At 58.5% G+C, this 18803-nt stretch carries 13 protein-coding genes and 1 tRNA gene; all 14 read left to right on the top strand.

The features are described from left to right. Positions 1-10: 10 nt before the first annotated feature. The 14 genes from BLT47_RS02895 (at position 11) to tuf (ending at position 18520) form a co-directional block, all read left to right on the top strand. Positions 11-83 (top strand) — tRNA-Trp (locus tag BLT47_RS02895). A 49-nt stretch (positions 84-132) separates the two neighbouring features. Next, positions 133-369: a preprotein translocase subunit SecE gene (gene secE / locus BLT47_RS02890; RefSeq protein WP_049618717.1), complete on the top strand. Its 237-nt coding sequence runs from the start codon at positions 133-135 to the stop codon at positions 367-369. Positions 370-395: 26 nt separating this feature from the next. After that, positions 396-1394 (top strand): transcription termination/antitermination protein NusG, encoded by a 999-nt coding sequence (nusG, locus tag BLT47_RS02885; RefSeq protein WP_256332503.1) that lies wholly within the window; start codon positions 396-398, stop codon positions 1392-1394. A 138-nt stretch (positions 1395-1532) separates the two neighbouring features. Next, positions 1533-1967: a 50S ribosomal protein L11 gene (gene rplK, locus BLT47_RS02880; protein ID WP_049618709.1), complete on the top strand. Its 435-nt coding sequence runs from the start codon at positions 1533-1535 to the stop codon at positions 1965-1967. A 105-nt stretch (positions 1968-2072) separates the two neighbouring features. After that, positions 2073-2774: a 50S ribosomal protein L1 gene (gene rplA, locus BLT47_RS02875; protein ID WP_049618708.1), complete on the top strand. Its 702-nt coding sequence runs from the start codon at positions 2073-2075 to the stop codon at positions 2772-2774. A 292-nt stretch (positions 2775-3066) separates the two neighbouring features. Next, complete coding sequence (locus BLT47_RS02870) at positions 3067-4440, top strand: glycosyltransferase family 39 protein (RefSeq protein WP_065419537.1); 1374 nt, start codon at positions 3067-3069, stop codon at positions 4438-4440. A 441-nt stretch (positions 4441-4881) separates the two neighbouring features. Then, the gene (gene rplJ, locus BLT47_RS02865; protein ID WP_049618706.1) at positions 4882-5412 is read left to right on the top strand and encodes a 50S ribosomal protein L10; all 531 of its coding nucleotides are present in this window, start codon (positions 4882-4884) and stop codon (positions 5410-5412) included. A 91-nt stretch (positions 5413-5503) separates the two neighbouring features. After that, complete coding sequence (gene rplL / locus BLT47_RS02860) at positions 5504-5890, top strand: 50S ribosomal protein L7/L12 (protein WP_049618705.1); 387 nt, start codon at positions 5504-5506, stop codon at positions 5888-5890. 436 nt (positions 5891-6326) lie between these two features. Continuing rightward, on the top strand, positions 6327-9821 hold the full coding sequence (gene rpoB / locus BLT47_RS02855) for a DNA-directed RNA polymerase subunit beta (RefSeq protein WP_049618704.1): 3495 nt from the start codon (positions 6327-6329) through the stop codon (positions 9819-9821). A gap of 94 nt (positions 9822-9915) precedes the next feature. Next, complete coding sequence (gene rpoC / locus BLT47_RS02850) at positions 9916-13929, top strand: DNA-directed RNA polymerase subunit beta' (protein ID WP_049618703.1); 4014 nt, start codon at positions 9916-9918, stop codon at positions 13927-13929. Positions 13930-14194: 265 nt separating this feature from the next. Further along, a complete protein-coding gene (gene rpsL, locus BLT47_RS02845; RefSeq protein WP_049618702.1) occupies positions 14195-14566 on the top strand; it encodes a 30S ribosomal protein S12 in 372 nt (123 codons plus the stop codon). 2 nt (positions 14567-14568) lie between these two features. Beyond that, complete coding sequence (rpsG, locus tag BLT47_RS02840; protein ID WP_049618701.1) at positions 14569-15039, top strand: 30S ribosomal protein S7; 471 nt, start codon at positions 14569-14571, stop codon at positions 15037-15039. A 49-nt stretch (positions 15040-15088) separates the two neighbouring features. Next, on the top strand, positions 15089-17221 hold the full coding sequence (fusA, locus tag BLT47_RS02835) for an elongation factor G (RefSeq protein WP_074661395.1): 2133 nt from the start codon (positions 15089-15091) through the stop codon (positions 17219-17221). Positions 17222-17329: 108 nt separating this feature from the next. Next, positions 17330-18520, top strand: a complete 1191-nt coding sequence (gene tuf / locus BLT47_RS02830) for an elongation factor Tu (protein WP_074661391.1) — start codon at positions 17330-17332, stop codon at positions 18518-18520. The last annotated feature ends 283 nt before the right edge of the window (positions 18521-18803 follow it).

The raw sequence follows: 18803 nt of genomic DNA, 5'->3' as shown, positions 1-18803 counted from the left end.
TATCCAACCTAGGGTAGTGGCGCAATTGGTAGCGCATCGGTCTCCAAAACCGACGGTTGGGGGTTCGAGTCCCTCCTACCCTGCGAACCGGCCCGCGGGCCGGGTGGTAATGATCGAGGAGAAGGGCTACCGGTGAGTCAAACAGCTGCCGCGTCCAAGCGGGAATCCGCAGACAAGAAAGGCGTATTCGCCCGCCTAGCTCAGTTTTTCCGGGAGATCTTTAGCGAGCTGAAGAAAGTTCAGCGCCCCACCCGCGATGAGCTGTGGCAAATGTTCATTACCGTTTTGGTTTTCGTCCTTGCGGTGATGGTTTTCGTAGGTATTTTCGATCTCTTATTTGGCCAGCTAACCTTCTGGATCTTCGGTTAGCTTTTGCCGAAGGAAAGTAGGGAAGCGTGGCTGAGGATAACCGCCAGCAGAATGAATTGTTCAGCGCTGCGGAAGAAGTAGAATCTCCGGTTGCGGCAGGGCAGGTCGCGGAAGAATCCCCAGCTGAATCGGCCACGGCTACGGCCAGCGCGCAAGCTGCCGAAATTTCCTTTAGCGACGCCGATACTGAGGCTCCCGGGGCTGTAGAACCCGCGGATGCTGATTCGGCTACCGAATCCGCAGAAGTTACCGAGCAAGAAAGCGCACCCGCCACCGCAGAAGCAGAAGCGAGTGCTTCGGCAACTGCTGCCACAGATGGCACCGCCGCCGCTACAGACAACGGCGCGGCAGAGGCTGCGGAAACGCAAGCAGCGGAGGAAACGGAAGCAGCGGATAAGAAACAGGGTGAAGTCGGTACCGTTACCGAAGAAGAGGTGCGCGAACGGTTGCGGGGCCTCGAAGGTAAATGGTACGTACTGCATACCTATTCGGGATATGAGAAGCGGGTCAAGCAAGATCTGGAAGCCCGCTTGGTCACCATGAACATGGAAGATTACATCTTCCAAATTGAGATCCCGATGGAAGAGGTCTACGAAATCAAGCGTGGCCAGCGTAAATTGGTACAGCGTGTGCGGATGCCCGGCTACGTGTTGATTCGGATGAACCTCACCAATGATTCCTGGCGTGTAGTGCAGGCAACGAACGGAGTTACCGGCTTCGTTGGCTCTGGTCGCGAACCCGTGGCACTCACTTTCGATGAAACCGTGAACCTGCTAACGCCCGTGGTGGAACTGGAAGCAGCCGCAGAAGCCAAGGCGGCGGGCGCACCTACTGCCGAACCGGAAACTGTCGCCCCGTTCGAAATTGGCGACCAAGTTACCTTGACCACCGAACCGTGGGCGGGCATGCCGGCAACGGTTTCCGCGGTGGATCCGGCCAACCAGCGCCTCACCGTAATGATGACTCTGGTAGGCCAAGAAACCCCGGTGGAGCTGGCCTTCACCCAGGTACACAAAGAAGAGTAAAAGAGAAACAAAAAGAGGCCGGTGGCGTGCGTATCACATGCTTCCGGCCTTTTCAGTTTGTGCCTGCTCGCGTAAAGTAGGTAGGCGTGCCATCGCTAGCCATTGCGATGGTTTTGATCAAGAAGAAAAGGACCCGATATGGCACCGAAGAAAAAGGTTGCAGGCTTTATCAAGCTGCAGATTCCTGCCGGCCAAGCCACGCCGGCCCCGCCGGTTGGCCCGGCCCTGGGCCAGCATGGTGTGAACATTGTGGAGTTCACCAAGGCTTACAATGCGGCCACCGAATCGCAGCGTGGAAACATTGTGCCGGTGGAAATCACCGTCTACGAAGATCGTTCATTCACCTTCGTACTTAAGACGCCGCCGGCTGCCCAGCTTATTAAGAAGGCCGCTGGGGTAGACAAGGGCTCTGGCCGTCCGAATACGGAAAAGGTGGGGCACCTGACGGCAGATCAGATTCGTGAGATCGCCAAGGTTAAGGAACCGGATCTCAACGCTAATGACCTCGAAAACGCTGCCCGTATCGTCGCCGGCACGGCGCGTTCCATGGGCATCACCACGGATGAAATCTAGGCCTTAGAGCCGAACATACGCGAAGCCGAAAAACGGCGGCGCGTCCAAAAGAGTGGAAGGGCCCGCGCAGGCCCGGGTACCACAACTGCAAAAGGAGAAGCAGAAATGGCAAAGCGCTCAAAGGCATACCGCGCAGCCGCGGAAAAGATTGCCCCCGGCGTGCTCTACACGCCTCGCGAGGCTTTTGAACTCGCAAAGGAAACCACCGTTACGAAGTTCGATGCGACGGTGGAAGTGACCTTCCGGCTCGGGGTTGATCCCCGCAAGGCCGATCAGATGGTCCGCGGCACGGTAAACCTGCCGCACGGCACCGGTAAGACGGCACGGGTCGTCGTCTTCGCCCAAGGTGCTCGCGCCCAGGAAGCTATCGACGCCGGTGCCGATGAAGTCGGCGACGACGAACTCATCGCGAAAGTGCAAGGCGGCTGGACGGACTTCGACGCCGCCGTTGCCACCCCGGACATGATGGGCAAGGTCGGCCGCTTGGGCCGCGTGCTCGGCCCGCGTGGCCTCATGCCGAACCCGAAGACGGGCACGGTCACCATGGACGTGGCCAAGGCCGTTTCCGATATTAAGGGTGGCCGTATCGAATTCCGCGTAGACAAGAACGGAAACCTCGCCTTCATTATTGGCAAGGCTTCCTTCAGCGTGGACCAGCTGGCCGATAACTACGCCGCCGCGCAGGAAGAAATCCTGCGTCTGCGCCCGGGTTCGGCCAAGGGCCGTTACATTAAGAAGGCCACGGTATCCACGAGTATGGGTCCCGGCATCCCGCTGGATTACTCGATTACCCGCAAGGATCTCTAAAAACGAGGCCTGGTAAATGGCCTCTCAGATCCCCATGGTTTGAAGGCCAGCGGTTTTAAAAGATCCGCATAAAACTTATATCCGCCCCGGTGGCGGTACGCGTGGCTCTGCTATCCCCAGCGTGGTGATAGCAGAGCCACGCTTTTTCTCTGCGTAGGCTAAAACTTAGAATTACCGGCAGAATTTAGAATTACCGGCACAGTGCAGTGCGCTTGCCAGCGGCGAGCATCCGGCGTGCGTATTCCCTTGCTCGCCGCTCTGCCAAACCACAGCAAGAATCGGAGAACGGGTAGTGGCACGTAGAAACAACCAGCGCGGCAATAATCTGCGCACAGACATTCGCTCCGGCCTGGGGGACGGGCTGTGCGCGGCGCTGCTCTTCTTGCTCGTCGCGGTCTGGGCCGGCGTTGCCCTAGCCCAACATCCCAGCGTGCACTCTTCGGGCGAATGGACCTACATCGATTACGCGGAAAAAATCTCGCGTGGCCACATACCCGTCCAGGGTGAAAAACTTGGCGAAGTAGCCCAAGAAAGCTGGGCCTGCAATTTTTCTGGTGTTACGGAAGGCGTCGTCGTGCCCCCAGACTGCGAAAACTGGCGCACCACGCCGATTGAAGAATGGCCCTACCGCGGCGAAAACTATAATGCCTTCCACCCGCCACTCTATTTTTGGGTGGTCGGCACCCTTTCCCGCGCCATAGAACCACTCACCGGTAGCTTCCTACTCGGTGCCCGCCTCGGTTCGGCACTACTCACCGGGCTCGGCATCGCCGCCCTCTTCGCCGCCATCCGCATGTGGAATGTTTCCCGCCCCGCCGCTTTTGCCGGCTCCCTCCTCGTACTCACCGCGCCAGTGATTGCCGGCCCGGCCGTGCTCGTACATAACGACGCCGTGGGCGTGCTTGCCGGCGCTGCCGCCGTGTGGATGGGAGCCCGGATTTTCCAAAAAGGAAACTATTCGCCCTGGCTACCTGCCCTGGCCACGGCCGCAATCTGTTGCGCGCGGGTAATGGCCGTTTCCGGAATCGTGGTGCTAATGGCCTGGCTAGCGCTGTGCCTGCTCTGGCCGGCAGTAGGCGGGCTGGAGAAAAACTCCCGCCTGCCAGTTCTGCGCTATCTCGTAGTGCAAGCCGTGGTCATTATTGTGACCTATGTGGGCTGGTCGGCCTTCCAAAATCGGCGCGTGCCCGAAGGCTACGTACCGGCCATTAGCGGCGTATCCACCGCGCCCCTGGACGGCATTTCCCTCGGCACCTGGTTGCATACACTCACCCAGCCGTACGGACTGAGCAATCCGCAAGGCGCCTGGCATATGTCCCTAGAACTTTACGGGCCAAGCACGAAAATTTGGGGCACCTGCATTTTCGTGCTGTTCTTAGCGGCGCCCTTCCTGGCCTTACTTTTGCGTATCCGGGACGTTCGCGACCGCAACCTCGCCGTACAAGCCGCCACCGGCCCGCTCGTAGTAGCCCTGCTGGTGCAAGTGCGCGAAGCCATCAATAACGGTACCTATTTCACTTTCGTATTCCGCCGCTACGGAATTGCCAATGTGCCAGTTATAGGCGCCACTCTCGCCGCCGCCTGCGACCGCCCACGGTGGCGGGCCGCGCTACAAATAGTGGCCTGGGTAGGATTTGCGGCCATGCTCGCAGGTGCACTGAGCTAAAACCTGTTTCGTGCGCCCGTATTTCCTCGTGCGCGGCCACACTGATTTTCGGTTTTTCCACGCGTGGCACTGCGCCGAGCGGGGAGGTACGACGTCGTGAACGTTAGGATGCACACAGGTACTGGCACGTACGGCGGGTAGGCGATATTCTTACTTACTGCCAAAGACCGCAGGTCCCGAAAGGGATAATCTCGCAAGAGGCCAGCGCAGGTAAGATACAGAGCTTAGCTCACTGCATCGGAAGCAGGCCGGTAATAGCCTGCTCGGCACGTACCGCGCGGAGTTTCCGCCGGCCAGCCGCAATCCTAAGGCAACTATGGCATCAGTCATGGAAGTGCGCGGGAAGCCAGATGCGTGGAATTGCCAAGCCCCGTGCTACCTGCACGGGGCTTTTTTGCGGGCCTTTCTGGATCATGCGGGGTTAGACCGAAAGGAGGCCCCATGTCGCGGAAGGACAAGGACGCAGTCATTGCCGAGCTCAAGGGACTGTTCGAGAGCTCCAGCGCTGTACTGTTCACCGAGTACCGTGGCCTGACGGTCGGCGAAATGAAGGATCTTCGCCGTTCGTTCAAGGGTGAGGCTGTCTATAAGGTCGCTAAGAATACGCTAGTGAAACTCGCCGCTGAACAGGCTGGCATTGAGCTTCCTGATGAACTCCATCAGGGCCCAACCGCCATTGCCTTTGTGCAGGGTGAGCCGCCCGTTATCGCCAAGGCGATGCGTACTTTCGCCAAGGAGCACGAAGCTCTGCAGGTGAAGGGCGGATACATGGACGGTCAGCATCTCGATGCCGACGGCGTGAAGACCCTCGCGGATCTCGAATCTCGCGAAACTCTTCTCGGCAAGTCTGCTGGCGTGCTCAAGGCGCTCCTCTACCGGACTGCCTACGTGCTCGATGCGCCGGCTTCCAAGGCGGTACGTACCGTCGAAGCCCTGCGCCAGAAGAAAGAAACCGCAGAAGCTGGCGCCTAAGCGGCCGGCATTTTGCTAATAAAAAACCACAGCAATGTCGCCCCGAATGGGCGCAGATAATCGCTCACACTGAGCGGGAAGGAAGGCCACCATGGCTAAGCTCTCTACCCAGGAGCTCATCGATGCTTTCAAGGAGCTCACCCTCGTTGAGCTCAACGACTTCGTCAAGGCTTTCGAAGAAGAATTCGACGTTACCGCTGCGGCTCCGGTAGCCGCTGCTGCTCCGGCTGCGGCCGGCGGTGAAGAAGGCGGCGCTGCTGAAGAGCAGACCGAATTCGACGTCGTTATCGAAGCCGCTGGCGATAAGAAGGTCCAGGTTATTAAGGAAGTACGTACCCTGACCTCCCTCGGCCTCAAGGAAGCCAAGGAACTCGTCGATTCCGCGCCGAAGGCCGTGCTGGAAGGCGTGGACAAGGACGCCGCCAACGCTGCCAAGGAAGCTCTCGAAGCTGCTGGCGCCACGGTTACCGTCAAGTAACTTGCCGGTGGGATAACCACCCGCACATGTTTTCCGCGAAGGCGGGTCTGCTACTAGTAATTTGGTGGCAGACCCGCCTTTTGCCATCCAGAAGTTTAGTGGCAGACCCGCCTTTTGCCATCCGGAGGGGCGGAGGGTAGGAACACATCACGTATGTAGCACTTGCTAAACTAGGGGAGAATGTGCGAGAGTATCAGCGAACGAAGAAGTTCGAGTGATGCCCTCCACAGGTGTAGGGATTGTGCTTTTATGCGTTAACGGGGTACTGTAGATATTTGCGATGACACTCCTATGCCCGTAGCCACTTCAGCCCGTTGATGTAGCTCCTGACGTCCGGTATTTAACAGACCGGCCAGGTGAGCACCCTAGAAAATGGTTGAAGTCGCCGCACCGGATTGGATTGTCTCCACATAGCTACGTCAGGGAAGGATCCACTTTGGCTGCTTCGCGCACATACTCGCTCGCCGCAGAAAACGGCAAGCCGGTAGTTGACCGCGTTTCTTTCGCAGAAATTCATGAGTTGCTCCAGGTACCCAACCTCTTGGGCTTACAAACGGATAGTTTCGGATGGCTCATTGGTTCTCAAGGATGGGCGGAAGAAAATCCCGGGGCAAAGTCTGGCCTCGAGGAGATTTTTGAGGAAATTTCCCCCATTGAAAACGCTGCCCAGACTATGGGCTTGGTGCTTTCGAATCCGCATCTGGAAGAACCGAAATACTCGATTCTTGAATGCCGCGAACGCGATCTTACATATTCGGCTCCGCTCTACGTGACGGCCGAATTCCAGAACTATGAGACCGGCGAAATCAAATCGCAAACCACCTTTATTGGCGATTTCCCGCTCATGACGGACCGCGGCACCTTCATCATTAACGGTACTGAGCGAGTGGTGGTATCTCAGCTCGTCCGTTCGCCGGGAGTCTACTTCGAACGTACCCCGGATAAGACCTCCGATAAAGATATTTACGGCGCGAAGTTCATTCCTTCGCGCGGTGCCTGGCTCGAATTCGAAATCGATAAGCGCGATCAGGTAGGCGTGCGTATTGACCGGAAGCGTAAGCAACCGATCACCGTCTTCCTCAAGGCGCTCGGCATGGAAGAATCCGAGATCAGTGAAGAATTTGCGGACTATCCGGTCTTGCTCGATACCCTGGAGAAGGACACCGTCCACACCCAGGAAGAAGCCCTGCAAGACATGTACCGCAAGCTGCGTCCGGGAGAACCGCCAACCGCAGAAGCTGGCCGAGCGCTGCTCAACAACTTCTACTTCAATCCGAAGCGTTACGACACCGCCAAGGTAGGACGCTACAAGATCAACCAGAAGTTGGGACTCAGCGATAACACCGAACGCCAGCTCACCCTGGAAGACATCGTGGCAGCCATCAAGTACATGCTGGCTCTGCACCAGGGCTTGGACAAGATGGACGAGAACGGGCAATTCCCGGAAGTGCTCGTGAGCGAAGATGGCAAGCCGGTTCGCATTTCCACCGACGATATCGATAATTTCTCGAACCGTCGTGTGCGTGCGGTAGGGGAGCTGATCCAAAACCAGTTCCGTACCGGCCTTTCCCGCCTGGACCGCATGGTCCGCGAACGCATGACCACGCAGGATGCGGAAGCAATCACGCCTTCCTCCCTGATCAATATTCGGCCGATCGTAGCCGCGATCAAGGAATTCTTCGGCACTTCGCAGCTGTCCCAGTTCATGGACCAAAACAATCCGCTGGCTGGCCTTACCCATAAGCGGCGGCTTTCCGCGCTGGGCCCGGGCGGCCTTTCGCGTGATCGCGCCGGCATGGAAGTGCGAGACGTGCACCCGTCCCACTACGGCCGGATGTGCCCGATTGAAACCCCAGAAGGTCCGAACATTGGTTTGATCGGCTCCCTGGCATCCTTCGCGCGCATCAACGCCTTCGGTTTCATCGAAACCCCCTACCGTAAGGTAGTTAACGGGCGCGTTACCGATGAAGTGGAATACCTGCAGGCAGGCGACGAAGATACCGTCAATATCGCCCAGGCAGAAACCCCGCTAGACGAAGAAGGCAACTTCCTGCAAGAAGAAGCCCTCGTGCGTTTGCCCGGCGGTGAACCGGCCCTGGTTCCGGTGGAAGAAATCGACTACATGGACGTTTCTGCCCGCCAGATGGTGTCTATCGGTTCCGGGATGATTCCCTTCCTGGAGCACGACGACGCTAACCGCGCTCTCATGGGTGCGAACATGCAGCGCCAGGCCGTCCCGCTGATCAAACCGGTTTCTCCCTACGTGGGTACCGGTTGGGAAATGCGGGTTGCCGTGGATTCGGGTGATGTGACTACTGGTGCCGCTCCCGGCGTCGTCACCGAAGTAGATGCGGATGCGGTACACGTTGAACAAGACGACGGCCGCCACGTTATCTACAAGATGCAAAAGTTCGAACGGTCCAACCCCGGCAATACCGTCAACCAGAAGGTACGGGTTTCGGAAGGTGACCGCATCGAAGTCGGCTCGCTGATCGCGGATGGTCCGGCCACCGAAGGTGGGGAACTGGCGCTCGGCCAAAACCTGCTCGTGGCCTTCATGGCCTGGAACGGTTACAACTACGAAGACGCCATCATTCTTTCCGAACGGTGTGTGCAAGACGATCTGCTTACCTCGATCCACATTGAGGAACACGAAATCGACGCGCGTGACACCAAGCTCGGCCCCGAAGAAGTAACGCGCGATATCCCCAATGTTTCGGAAGATATGCTCGCGCATTTGGACGAACACGGGATTATCCGGGTAGGTGCGGAAGTACGTTCCGGCGATATCCTCGTCGGCAAGATCACCCCGAAGGGTGAAACCGAACTGACTTCGGAAGAACGGCTCCTGCGCGCCATTTTCGGCGAAAAGGCGAAGGAAGTACGCGATACTTCCCTGCGCGTTCCCCACGGCGAAACCGGGATTGTGATTGGAGTCCGCCAATTCACGGCGGAAAACAACGACGAGTTGCCCAATGACGTCAATGAAACCGTGCGCGTTTACGTGGCCCAGCGCCGCAAGATCACGGTGGGCGATAAGATGGCCGGCCGGCACGGTAACAAGGGTTGTATTTCCCAGATCCTGCCGGTGGAAGATATGCCCTTCATGGAAGACGGCACCCCGGTTGACATCATCCTCAACCCGCTCGGTGTGCCTTCCCGTATGAACCTCGGGCAGGTATATGAACTGCACATGGGCTGGATCGCCTCGCAGGGTTGGGACGCCACGGAAGCACGCGAACGCGGCGAAGAATGGGCACTCTCCCTGCCGGAAGAAGTTATCAAGGCGAAGCCGGAGCAGCGTATCGCTACCCCGGTGTTCGACGGCGCAACCCCGGCCGAAGTTGCCGGCCTGCTCCAGAACACTTTGCCCAACCGGGATGGAGATCGGCTCGTCGATCAATACGGTAAGGCCCGCCTCTTCGACGGCCGTACCGGCGAACCCTTCCCGGAACCGATCGCGGTGGGCTACATGTACATGCTGAAGTTGCACCACCTCGTGGACGATAAGATCCACGCCCGGTCAACCGGCCCGTACTCGATGGTTACCCAGCAGCCGCTGGGCGGAAAAGCCCAGTTCGGTGGGCAGCGTTTCGGAGAAATGGAAGTGTGGGCGCTGGAAGCTTATGGCGCCGCGCATACCCTGCAGGAAATGCTGACCATCAAGTCTGACGACACCGTGGGCCGCGTCAAGGTCTTTGAAGCGATCGTCAAGGGAGATAACGTTCCCGAACCGGGAATCCCCGAGTCCTTCAAGGTACTCATGTACGAAATGCGTTCGCTGTGCCTGAATGTGGAAGCACTCGACGCCTCCGGCCAGGCCATCAGTCTGGAAGACGAAGAAGATCGTTACTCCGCTCCCGTGCAAGACGCGGAAGGCCAGGAGCTTGCTACCGGCCTGGAAGATCTTTCCACCGGAGCCGATTTCTAAGAAACACATCACCGGTAGGCCGGGCGTGCGCCCGCCCGGCCTACCGCGAATCAGCTGACATCAATGGTGCAAAACTCTTGAGGAAGTAGGAATCTTGCTCGACGTTAATCGTTTTGACCAGATCAAAATCGGTCTTGCCACCTCCGACGAGATCCGTTCGTGGTCACACGGCGAGGTAAAGAAGCCGGAGACCATTAACTACCGCACCCTAAAGCCGGAAAAGGATGGCCTTTTCGGGGAACAGATCTTTGGGCCTACCCGCGATTGGGAATGTGCCTGCGGTAAATACAAGCGTCCCCGTTTCAAGGGCATCGTGTGCGAACGGTGCGGGGTAGAAGTAACCCGTTCCAAGGTGCGCCGCGAACGCATGGGTCATATTGAACTGGCCGCACCCGTTACCCATATTTGGTACTTCAAGGGTGTGCCCTCCCGTTTGGGCTACCTGCTCGACATCGCCCCGAAGGACCTCGAAAAGGTCATCTACTTCGCGGCGTACATGGTTACCGAGGTAGATGAAGAAGGCCGCCGGGAAGATATGCCCTCCCTGCTCGCCGAATACGAACTGGAACGCCAAGCGGTAGAAAAGCAGCGCGACGCCGATCTGGAAGCTCGCCACCAAGAGCTCGAACAAGAGCTCGCCACTGCCGAAGCAGAAGGCCAGGGCGGCCCCGAACGCGCCCGTATTAAGCGCGCCGGGGAAAGCGACCTGAATAAGATCCGCCGCAAGGCCGATCGCGATCTGGAACGCCTGGCCGCCATGTGGGACCGCTTCACCAAACTCACCGTAGGCGATCTGGAAGGCGATGAAGATCTCTACCGGGAAATGGAATCCCGGTATGGCGATTACTTTAAGGCCGCGCGCGGAGCAGAAGCCATCCAGGCCCGCCTGCGCACTTTCGACCTCGAAGCCGAACACGACAAGCTCGTAGAAGAAATCGAAACCGGCACGGCCCAAAAGAAATCCCGGGCACTCAAGCGCATCAAGGTAGTGAACGCCTTCCTGCGTTCCGGCACCAAGCCGGAAGCCATGGTGCTTGACGCTATCCCGGTAATCCCGCCGGATCTACGCCCGATGGTGCAGCTGGACGGGGGCCGTTTCGCCACCTCTGATCTCAATGACCTGTACCGGCGCGTGATTAACCGGAACAACCGGCTCAAGCGCATGCTCGATCTGCACGCACCGGAAATCATGGTCAACAACGAGAAGCGGATGCTCCAAGAATCCGTGGACGCCCTCTTCGATAATGGCCGGCGCGGCCGCCCCGTGCAGGGCGCGGGCAACCGTCCTCTGAAGTCCCTGGCAGACATGCTCAAGGGCAAGCAGGGCCGGTTCCGCCAGAACCTACTCGGTAAGCGCGTGGACTACTCCGGCCGTTCCGTAATCGTGGTGGGCCCCACCCTGAAGTTGCATCAGTGTGGCTTGCCTACCGCCATGGCACTCGAACTGTTCAAGCCGTTCGTACAAAAGCGGCTCGTAGACCTCGATATCGCCAAGAACATTAAGGCAGCCAAGCGCCTGGTGGAACGCCAAGATCCGCAGGTGTGGGACGTGCTCGAAGAAGTCATTCAAGACCACCCGGTCTTGCTCAACCGTGCTCCTACCTTGCACCGTTTGGGCATTCAGGCCTTCGAACCGAAACTGGTAGAAGGTAAGGCAATTCGCTTGCATCCGCTCGTATGCGGCGCCTTCAACGCCGATTTCGACGGCGACCAGATGGCCGTGCACCTACCCCTTTCGGTAGAAGCACAGGCAGAGGCACGCATCCTCATGCTCTCCTCGAATAACATCCTCAAGCCCTCTGACGGCCGGCCCGTAACCATGCCTTCGCAAGACATGATTATTGGCGTCTACGGCTTGACGAAGGTCAAGGAAGGTAAGGCGGGCGAAGGCCACGCCTTCACCTCCACCGGGGAAGCACGCATGGCTTATGACCTCGGCAAACTGGACCTGAACTCGCTGTGCAAGATCCGTTTCGAAGGCGACGTCGAACCGCCCCTGGATTGGGAAGCACCCGAAGGTCACGAACCTGGCGAACCCTTCATTCTGGAAACCACGCTGGGCCGCACGATCTTCAACAATGCGCTGCCCACAACCTTCCCGTTCGTAAACGAAGTGGTCGATAAGTCGGCACTGGGCCGAATCGTTAACCACCTCGCGGAACGTTACGAGAAGGACGATGTGGCCGCCTCGCTCGATGCGATTAAGAACACGGGCTTCTACTGGGCGGGCCGTTCCGGCGTCACCATTGCGGTTTCTGACGTAGTGGTTCCCGATGAGAAACCGGCAATTATTGCGGAAGCGGAAAAGAAGGCTGCCGTAATTGAAAACCAGTTCCTCACCGGCCGTATTGAAGACGAAGATCGCCGCCGTGACCTGGTGGACCTGTGGTCCGACGTCACCGACGAAATTGCGCACGTAATGCGGGATAACTTCACTCCGGAAAACACCGTGAACCAGATGGTTGTTTCCGGGGCCCGTGGTAACTGGGAGCAGATGCGTCAGATCGCGGGTATGCGTGGGCTGGTAGCAGACCCGAAGGGTGCGATTATTCCGCGTCCGATTATCTCCTCGTACCGCGAAGGTCTTTCGGTGCTCGAATACTTCTCGGCTACTCACGGTGCCCGCAAGGGCCTGGCCGATACCGCTTTGCGTACCGCCGATTCGGGGTACCTGACGCGGCGTTTGGTAGACGTTTCCCAAGACGTAATCGTCAACGAATTCGACTGCCAGACCAAGCGCGGGCTGGCCAAGGAAATCGCGCAGCTTGTGCCGGCCGGCAAACCGGTTCCGGCGGGCGCGCTCGGTTCCACGGTTTACGTGCGTTTGGCCGAACCGCGCGGCGAACAACGCTTCGCCCCGCAAGTACTGGAAGCTCCGGAAAGCGGCGAACTGCTCGCTCCGGCAGATCTTCTGATCCCCGAACGCACGCTCGACACCTCGGTGTACGCACGTACCTTGCTCGCGGACATTACCGATGAAGAAGGTACCGTGCTCGCCCAGGCCGGTGCGGATATCGGCGATGAACTGATCGAACGCTTGTTGCGGGCTGGCGTCACGCAGGTGCGGATCCGTTCCGTACTTACCTGCCAAGCCAAGCACGGTACTTGCGCCCTGTGCTACGGCCGTTCCATGGCCACCGGCAAACTGGTGGATCTGGGCGAAGCCGTGGGTATTGTGGCCGCGCAGTCCATTGGCGAACCGGGTACCCAGCTCACGATGCGTACCTTCCACACCGGTGGTTCGGCCTCCGCGGACGACATCACCCAAGGTTTGCCGCGTGTGCAGGAACTCTTCGAAGCCCGTACCCCGAAGGGGGAGGCGCCGATCGCGGAAGCGGCCGGTACCTTGCGGATCGAAGACGGCGAACGTATGCGCCGGCTTATCGTCGTGCGCGACGACGGCGAAGAAGACCTCGTCTACCAGGTGTCCAAGCGGGCCAAGCTGTACGTGCCAGAAGGTGGCCGCGTACAGGTAGGCCAGCAGCTCGTGGAAGGCTCCGTGGATCCCAAGAAGCTCTTGCGGATCTCCGGCCGCCGTGCGGTGCAAGAACACATCGTCAACGAAGTGCAGGCCGTGTACCGCTCGCAGGGTGTGGATATTCACGATAAGCACATTGAGATCATCGTCCGCCAGATGTTGCGGCGCGTGACCGTGCTCGATTCGGGAACCACCAACCTGCTACCGGGCGAACTGGTAGAAGTACCCCGCTTCGAAGAAGAGAACCGGGCCGCGATGGCCGAAGGCGGCAAACCCGCTGCCGGCCGGCCCGAACTCATGGGTATTACCAAGGCCTCTTTGGCCACGGATTCCTGGCTCTCCGCCGCCTCCTTCCAGGAGACCACGCGCGTGCTCACCGAAGCCGCGCTGGAGGGCAAGTCCGATCCGCTGGCCGGCCTGAAGGAAAACGTGATCTTGGGCAAGCTGATCCCGGCAGGTACGGGCTTCGAAGCGCTCAAGAGCGCGAAGGTAGAACCCACTACGGAAGCGAAGATGGAATTCGAGAAGAACAACGGCTTTGCGGCGCAAGGCCTGGATCCCTTCGACGATTCCTTCTCCTACGGCGATTTCCAGTACTTCGATCTGGGCGCCGGCTACGGGGCCTTCTAGGCCGGGCAAGGCCAAGGAAAACCGCTTCCGCGGGGCAAAAGCTGTGTTTCCTACCACCGCAGGGCCTTAACCTTTGACGTAAATCCCGTGTGGCCGCTAATCTTGGTAGGGTTGCCTGTTCGCAGGCGCGGCCACACGGTATGTCCACACCGAGGTAACCTGATAAAGGTACGCCCCGGGTGAACTACTGCTAGCGCGGATAAGCGGTGTGTATCCCGCCGCCCTGGCGAACGATAGATATTCATTTTTCAAAACAGGAGAAATAGTGCCTACTATTCAGCAGTTGGTCCGTCAGGGCCGCGCGAAGAAGAAGCGCGCCTCCAAGCGTCCTGCGCTCAAAGGAAGCCCGCAGCGGCGAGGGGTGTGCACCCGCGTATTTACAACTACCCCGAAGAAGCCGAACTCCGCGCTCCGGAAGGTAGCCCGTGTTCGTCTTTCCTCGGGTATTGAGGTCACGGCCTACATCCCGGGTGAAGGTCACAACCTGCAGGAGCACTCGATCGTGCTCGTGCGCGGTGGTGGCGTAAAGGACCTCCCCGGTGTTCGTTACAAGATCGTGCGTGGCGCACTCGACACGCAAGGTGTGCGCGGCCGCAACCAGGCCCGCTCCCGTTACGGCGTGAAGAAGGAGAAGTAAGCATGCCTCGTAAAGGTCCAGTCAAGAAGCGCGAGATTATTGCGGATCCGATCTACAACTCGCCGCTCGTCACGCAGCTGGTAAACATCGTGCTCCGCGATGGCAAGAAGGCGAAGGCCCAGTCCATCGTTTACGGCGCGCTGGAAGGCGTTGCTGAAAAGTCGGAACAGGATGCCCTCACGGTGTTCAAGCGCGCCCTGGATAACATCAAGCCGCAGCTGGAAGTCCGCTCGCGGCGTGTGGGTGGCGCGACCTACCAGGTTCCGGTAGAAGTCAAGCCGGCCCGCTCCACGGCACTCGGGTTGCGCTGGCTGGTCCAGTATGCGCGGCTGCGCCGCGAACACACCATGCAGGACCGTTTGCTCAATGAAATCCTCGACGCTTCCAACGGCCTGGGTGCTGCTGTCAAGCGCCGTGAAGATACACATCGCATGGCGGAAGCCAACAAGGCTTTCGCTCACTATCGCTGGTAATTCGTTGCGTAAGAACGCAGCATTTCTAACAAGAGAGAGCTAAACAAACGTGGCACAAGAAGTGAAAGCGCTTACTGACCTAACCAAGGTCCGTAATATCGGCATCATGGCGCACATCGATGCCGGTAAAACTACCACTACCGAGCGCGTCCTCTTCTACACCGGCATCAACCACAAGTTGGGCGAAACGCACGATGGTGCTTCGACCACCGACTGGATGGCCCAGGAGAAGGAACGCGGCATCACCATTACCTCGGCGGCCGTTACCGCCTTCTGGAAGGGATACCAGTTCAACGTTATTGATACGCCAGGCCACGTCGACTTCACGGTCGAAGTGGAGCGCTCCTTGCGCGTACTCGACGGCGCCATCACGGTGTTCGACGGCAAGGAAGGTGTGGAGCCGCAGTCCGAAACGGTGTGGCGCCAGGCCGATAAGTACGGCGTTCCGCGCATCTGCTTCGTCAACAAGATGGATAAGCTCGGTGCCGATTTCGAATACACCCTTTCCACCATTCGGGACCGCCTGAAGGCTATTCCTGCGGTGGTAACCTTCCCGATCGGAGCGGAATCGGAACTGTCCGGCGTCGTCAACGTATTGACGATGAAGGCAGTACGTTTCCCCGAAAAGGACGATAAGGGTAACGACACCTGGGGTGCCGTGGTGGTAGAAGAAGATATCCCCGCGGAACTGCAGGAACAAGCCGAGCTTTACCGCAGCGAATTGATGGAACTGGCCGCGGAAGCCAATGACGAACTCATGGAGAAGTACCTCGAAGAAGGGGAACTGACCACCGAGGAAATCAAGCAGGGCATCCGCATGCGTACCATCGCTTCGGAGATTTACCCCGTATTTGCAGGCTCTGCCTACAAGAATAAGGGCGTACAGCCGCTCCTGGACGGCGTTGTAGACTTCCTCCCGGCTCCGATCGACATTCCGGCGATCAAGGGCTTCAAGCCCGGCCACGAAGAAGACGGCGAAACCGAAGAGCGCCACTCCACGGAGAAGGAACCGTTCTCCGCACTGGCGTTCAAGATCGCGGTACACCCCTTCTACGGCAAGCTGACCTACATTCGCGTGTACTCCGGCGCCATTAAGCAGGGCGAGCAGGTGCTCAACTCGGTCAAGGGTAAGCGCGAACGTATCGGCAAGATGTTCCAGATGCACTCCAACCAGGAAATCCCGGTTGATGTGGCGCACGCTGGTCATATCTACGCTTTCGTGGGTATGAAGGATACGACGACGGGTGACACCCTGTGCGCGCAGGACGCGCCGATCATCCTCGAATCCATGTCCTTCCCCGAGCCCGTGATTCACGTGGCTATTGAACCGAAGTCGAAAGGCGATCAGGAGAAGCTTTCGGTTGCGATTCAAAAGCTCGCGGAAGAAGATCCGACCTTTACCGTGCGCCAGGATGAAGAAACCGGCCAGACCGTCATCGGCGGTATGGGCGAACTTCACCTCGACATTCTGGTAGATCGCATGAAGCGGGAATTCAAGGTGGACGCCAATGTTGGTGCCCCCATGGTGGCTTACCGCGAAACGATCCGCCGCAAGGTCGAGCATGTGGAATACACGCACAAGAAGCAGACCGGTGGTTCCGGTCAGTTCGCACGCGTTATCGTGACTATCGAACCCTTGGATTACACGGCCGATGGCCAGACCTACGAGTTCGTAAACGCGGTCACCGGTGGGCGCGTGCCCAAGGAATACATTCCTTCCGTAGACGAAGGTATCCAGGAATCGATGCAGAACGGCATCATTGCTGGCTACCCGGTGGAAGGTGTGAAGGCAACTTTGGAAGACGGCGCCTACCACGACGTCGATTCTTCGGAACTGGCCTTCAAGATTGCGGGCAACCAGGTGTTCAAGGAGGCCGCCAAGAAGGCGAAGCCGGTACTCCTGGAGCCGATTATGGATGTGGAAGTTCGCACCCCCGAAGAGTACATGGGCGACGTTATCGGCGACCTGAACTCGCGGCGCGGTACGATTCGTTCGATGGAAGATTCGCGCGGTGTTAAAATCATTCGTGCGGACGTTCCGCTGAGCGAAATGTTCGGTTATGTTGGTGACCTCCGGTCGAAGACCCAGGGCCGTGCAGTCTACTCGATGCAGGCTGGATCCTACGCGGAAGTTCCGAAGGCAGTAGCCGACGAAATCGTGGCGAAGGCCCACGGCGAATAAGCTCCTTTTTCGTTTAGAATTAGGAACTAATAATTCGACAAGGGCGGGTGCGAAAGCGCCAGTCCATAAAGCTGTAAGTAAATTTAGTTAGAGTCCCAGGAGGGCCCAGTGGCGAAGGCCAAGTACGATAAGTCCAAGGTGCACATGAACATCGGCACCATCGGTCACGTTGATCACGGTAAGACGACGACGACCGCCGCAATCACCAAGGTACTTGCGGACAAGTACCCGGATCTGAACGAGTTCACGCCGTTCGATCAGGTGGATAACGCTCCGGAAGAGCGCCAGCGCGGTATTACCATTAACGTTTCCCACGTTGAATACCAGACCGAGAAGCGTCACTACGCTCACGTTGACGCCCCCGGCCACGCCGACTACATCAAGAACATGATTACCGGTGCGGCCCAGATGGACGGCGCCATCCTCGTGGTCGCTGCAACTGACGGCCCGATGGCCCAGACGCGTGAGCACGTACTGCTCGCCCGTCAGGTCGGCGTACCGCAGATCATCGTGGCACTCAACAAGTCCGACATGGTGGACGACGAAGAGCTGCTCGAACTGGTAGAAATGGAGACCCGTGATCTCCTTTCTTCCCAGGGTTACCCGGGGGATGACCTGCCGGTAGTCCGCATCTCCGCGCTCAAGGCGCTGGAAGGCGACGCCAAGTGGGTTGCTTCCATTGAAGAACTCATGAACGAGGTAGACAACTACTTCGAAGATCCGGTTCGCGATACCGACAAGCCGTTCCTGATGCCGATCGAAGACGTCTTCACGATTACCGGCCGCGGCACCGTGGTTACCGGCCGTGTGGAACGCGGTACCTTGCAGCTCAACTCCGAAGTGGAAATCGTTGGTATCCGCCCGGTGCAGAAGACCACCGTTACCGGTATCGAAATGTTCCACAAGTCCATGGACTACGCCGAAGCCGGCGAAAACTGCGGGCTGCTGCTGCGCGGCATCAACCGCGACGACGTGGAACGTGGCCAGGTTGTGGCGGTGCCGGGCACCGTTCAGCCGCACACCCAGTTCGAAGCTCAGGTATACGTGTTGAAGAAGGAAGAAGGCGGCCGCCACAATCCGTTCTTCACCAACTACCGTCCGCAGTTCTACTTCCGTACCACGGACGTTACCGGCACCATTACTCTGCCGGAAGGCACCGAAATGGTTATGCCCGGTGACAACACCGAAATGTCCGTTGAGCTGATCCACCCGATCGCTCTGGAAGAAGGCCTCGGCTTCGCTATTCGCGAGGGTGGCCACACCGTTGGTTCCGGGCGTGTAACGAAGATCGTCCGCTAAGACCAAATGAGTAAAAGTGAAAGGCTCGGGCTAAACGCCCGGGCCTTTTGCTTTGTATCCCGCCGCTAGAATATGCGGCTCGCCACTTGCAGCAGCGAATGCTTGCGGAAAGTGGCTCGCTCGCGGCATAATATACAAGTTGCTCGAAACGCGGTGTTAGCACCGCGTTTACGAAGCTGGCTTATCGGCCTCGCGCCGATGTGAATGAAAACTGGTTCCTTGTAACCTCACATAGGGTGGATTGAGCGCTCTCGTTCTCGTTGGCGCGACACGCCCGAGTGCG

Source organism: Actinobaculum suis, assembly GCF_900102025.1.
GTDB classification, from domain to species: Bacteria; Actinomycetota; Actinomycetes; order Actinomycetales; family Actinomycetaceae; genus Actinobaculum; species Actinobaculum suis.
The sequence above is the reverse complement of the archived record's forward strand: the minus strand, read 5'-3'. Positions and strand labels throughout refer to the sequence as shown.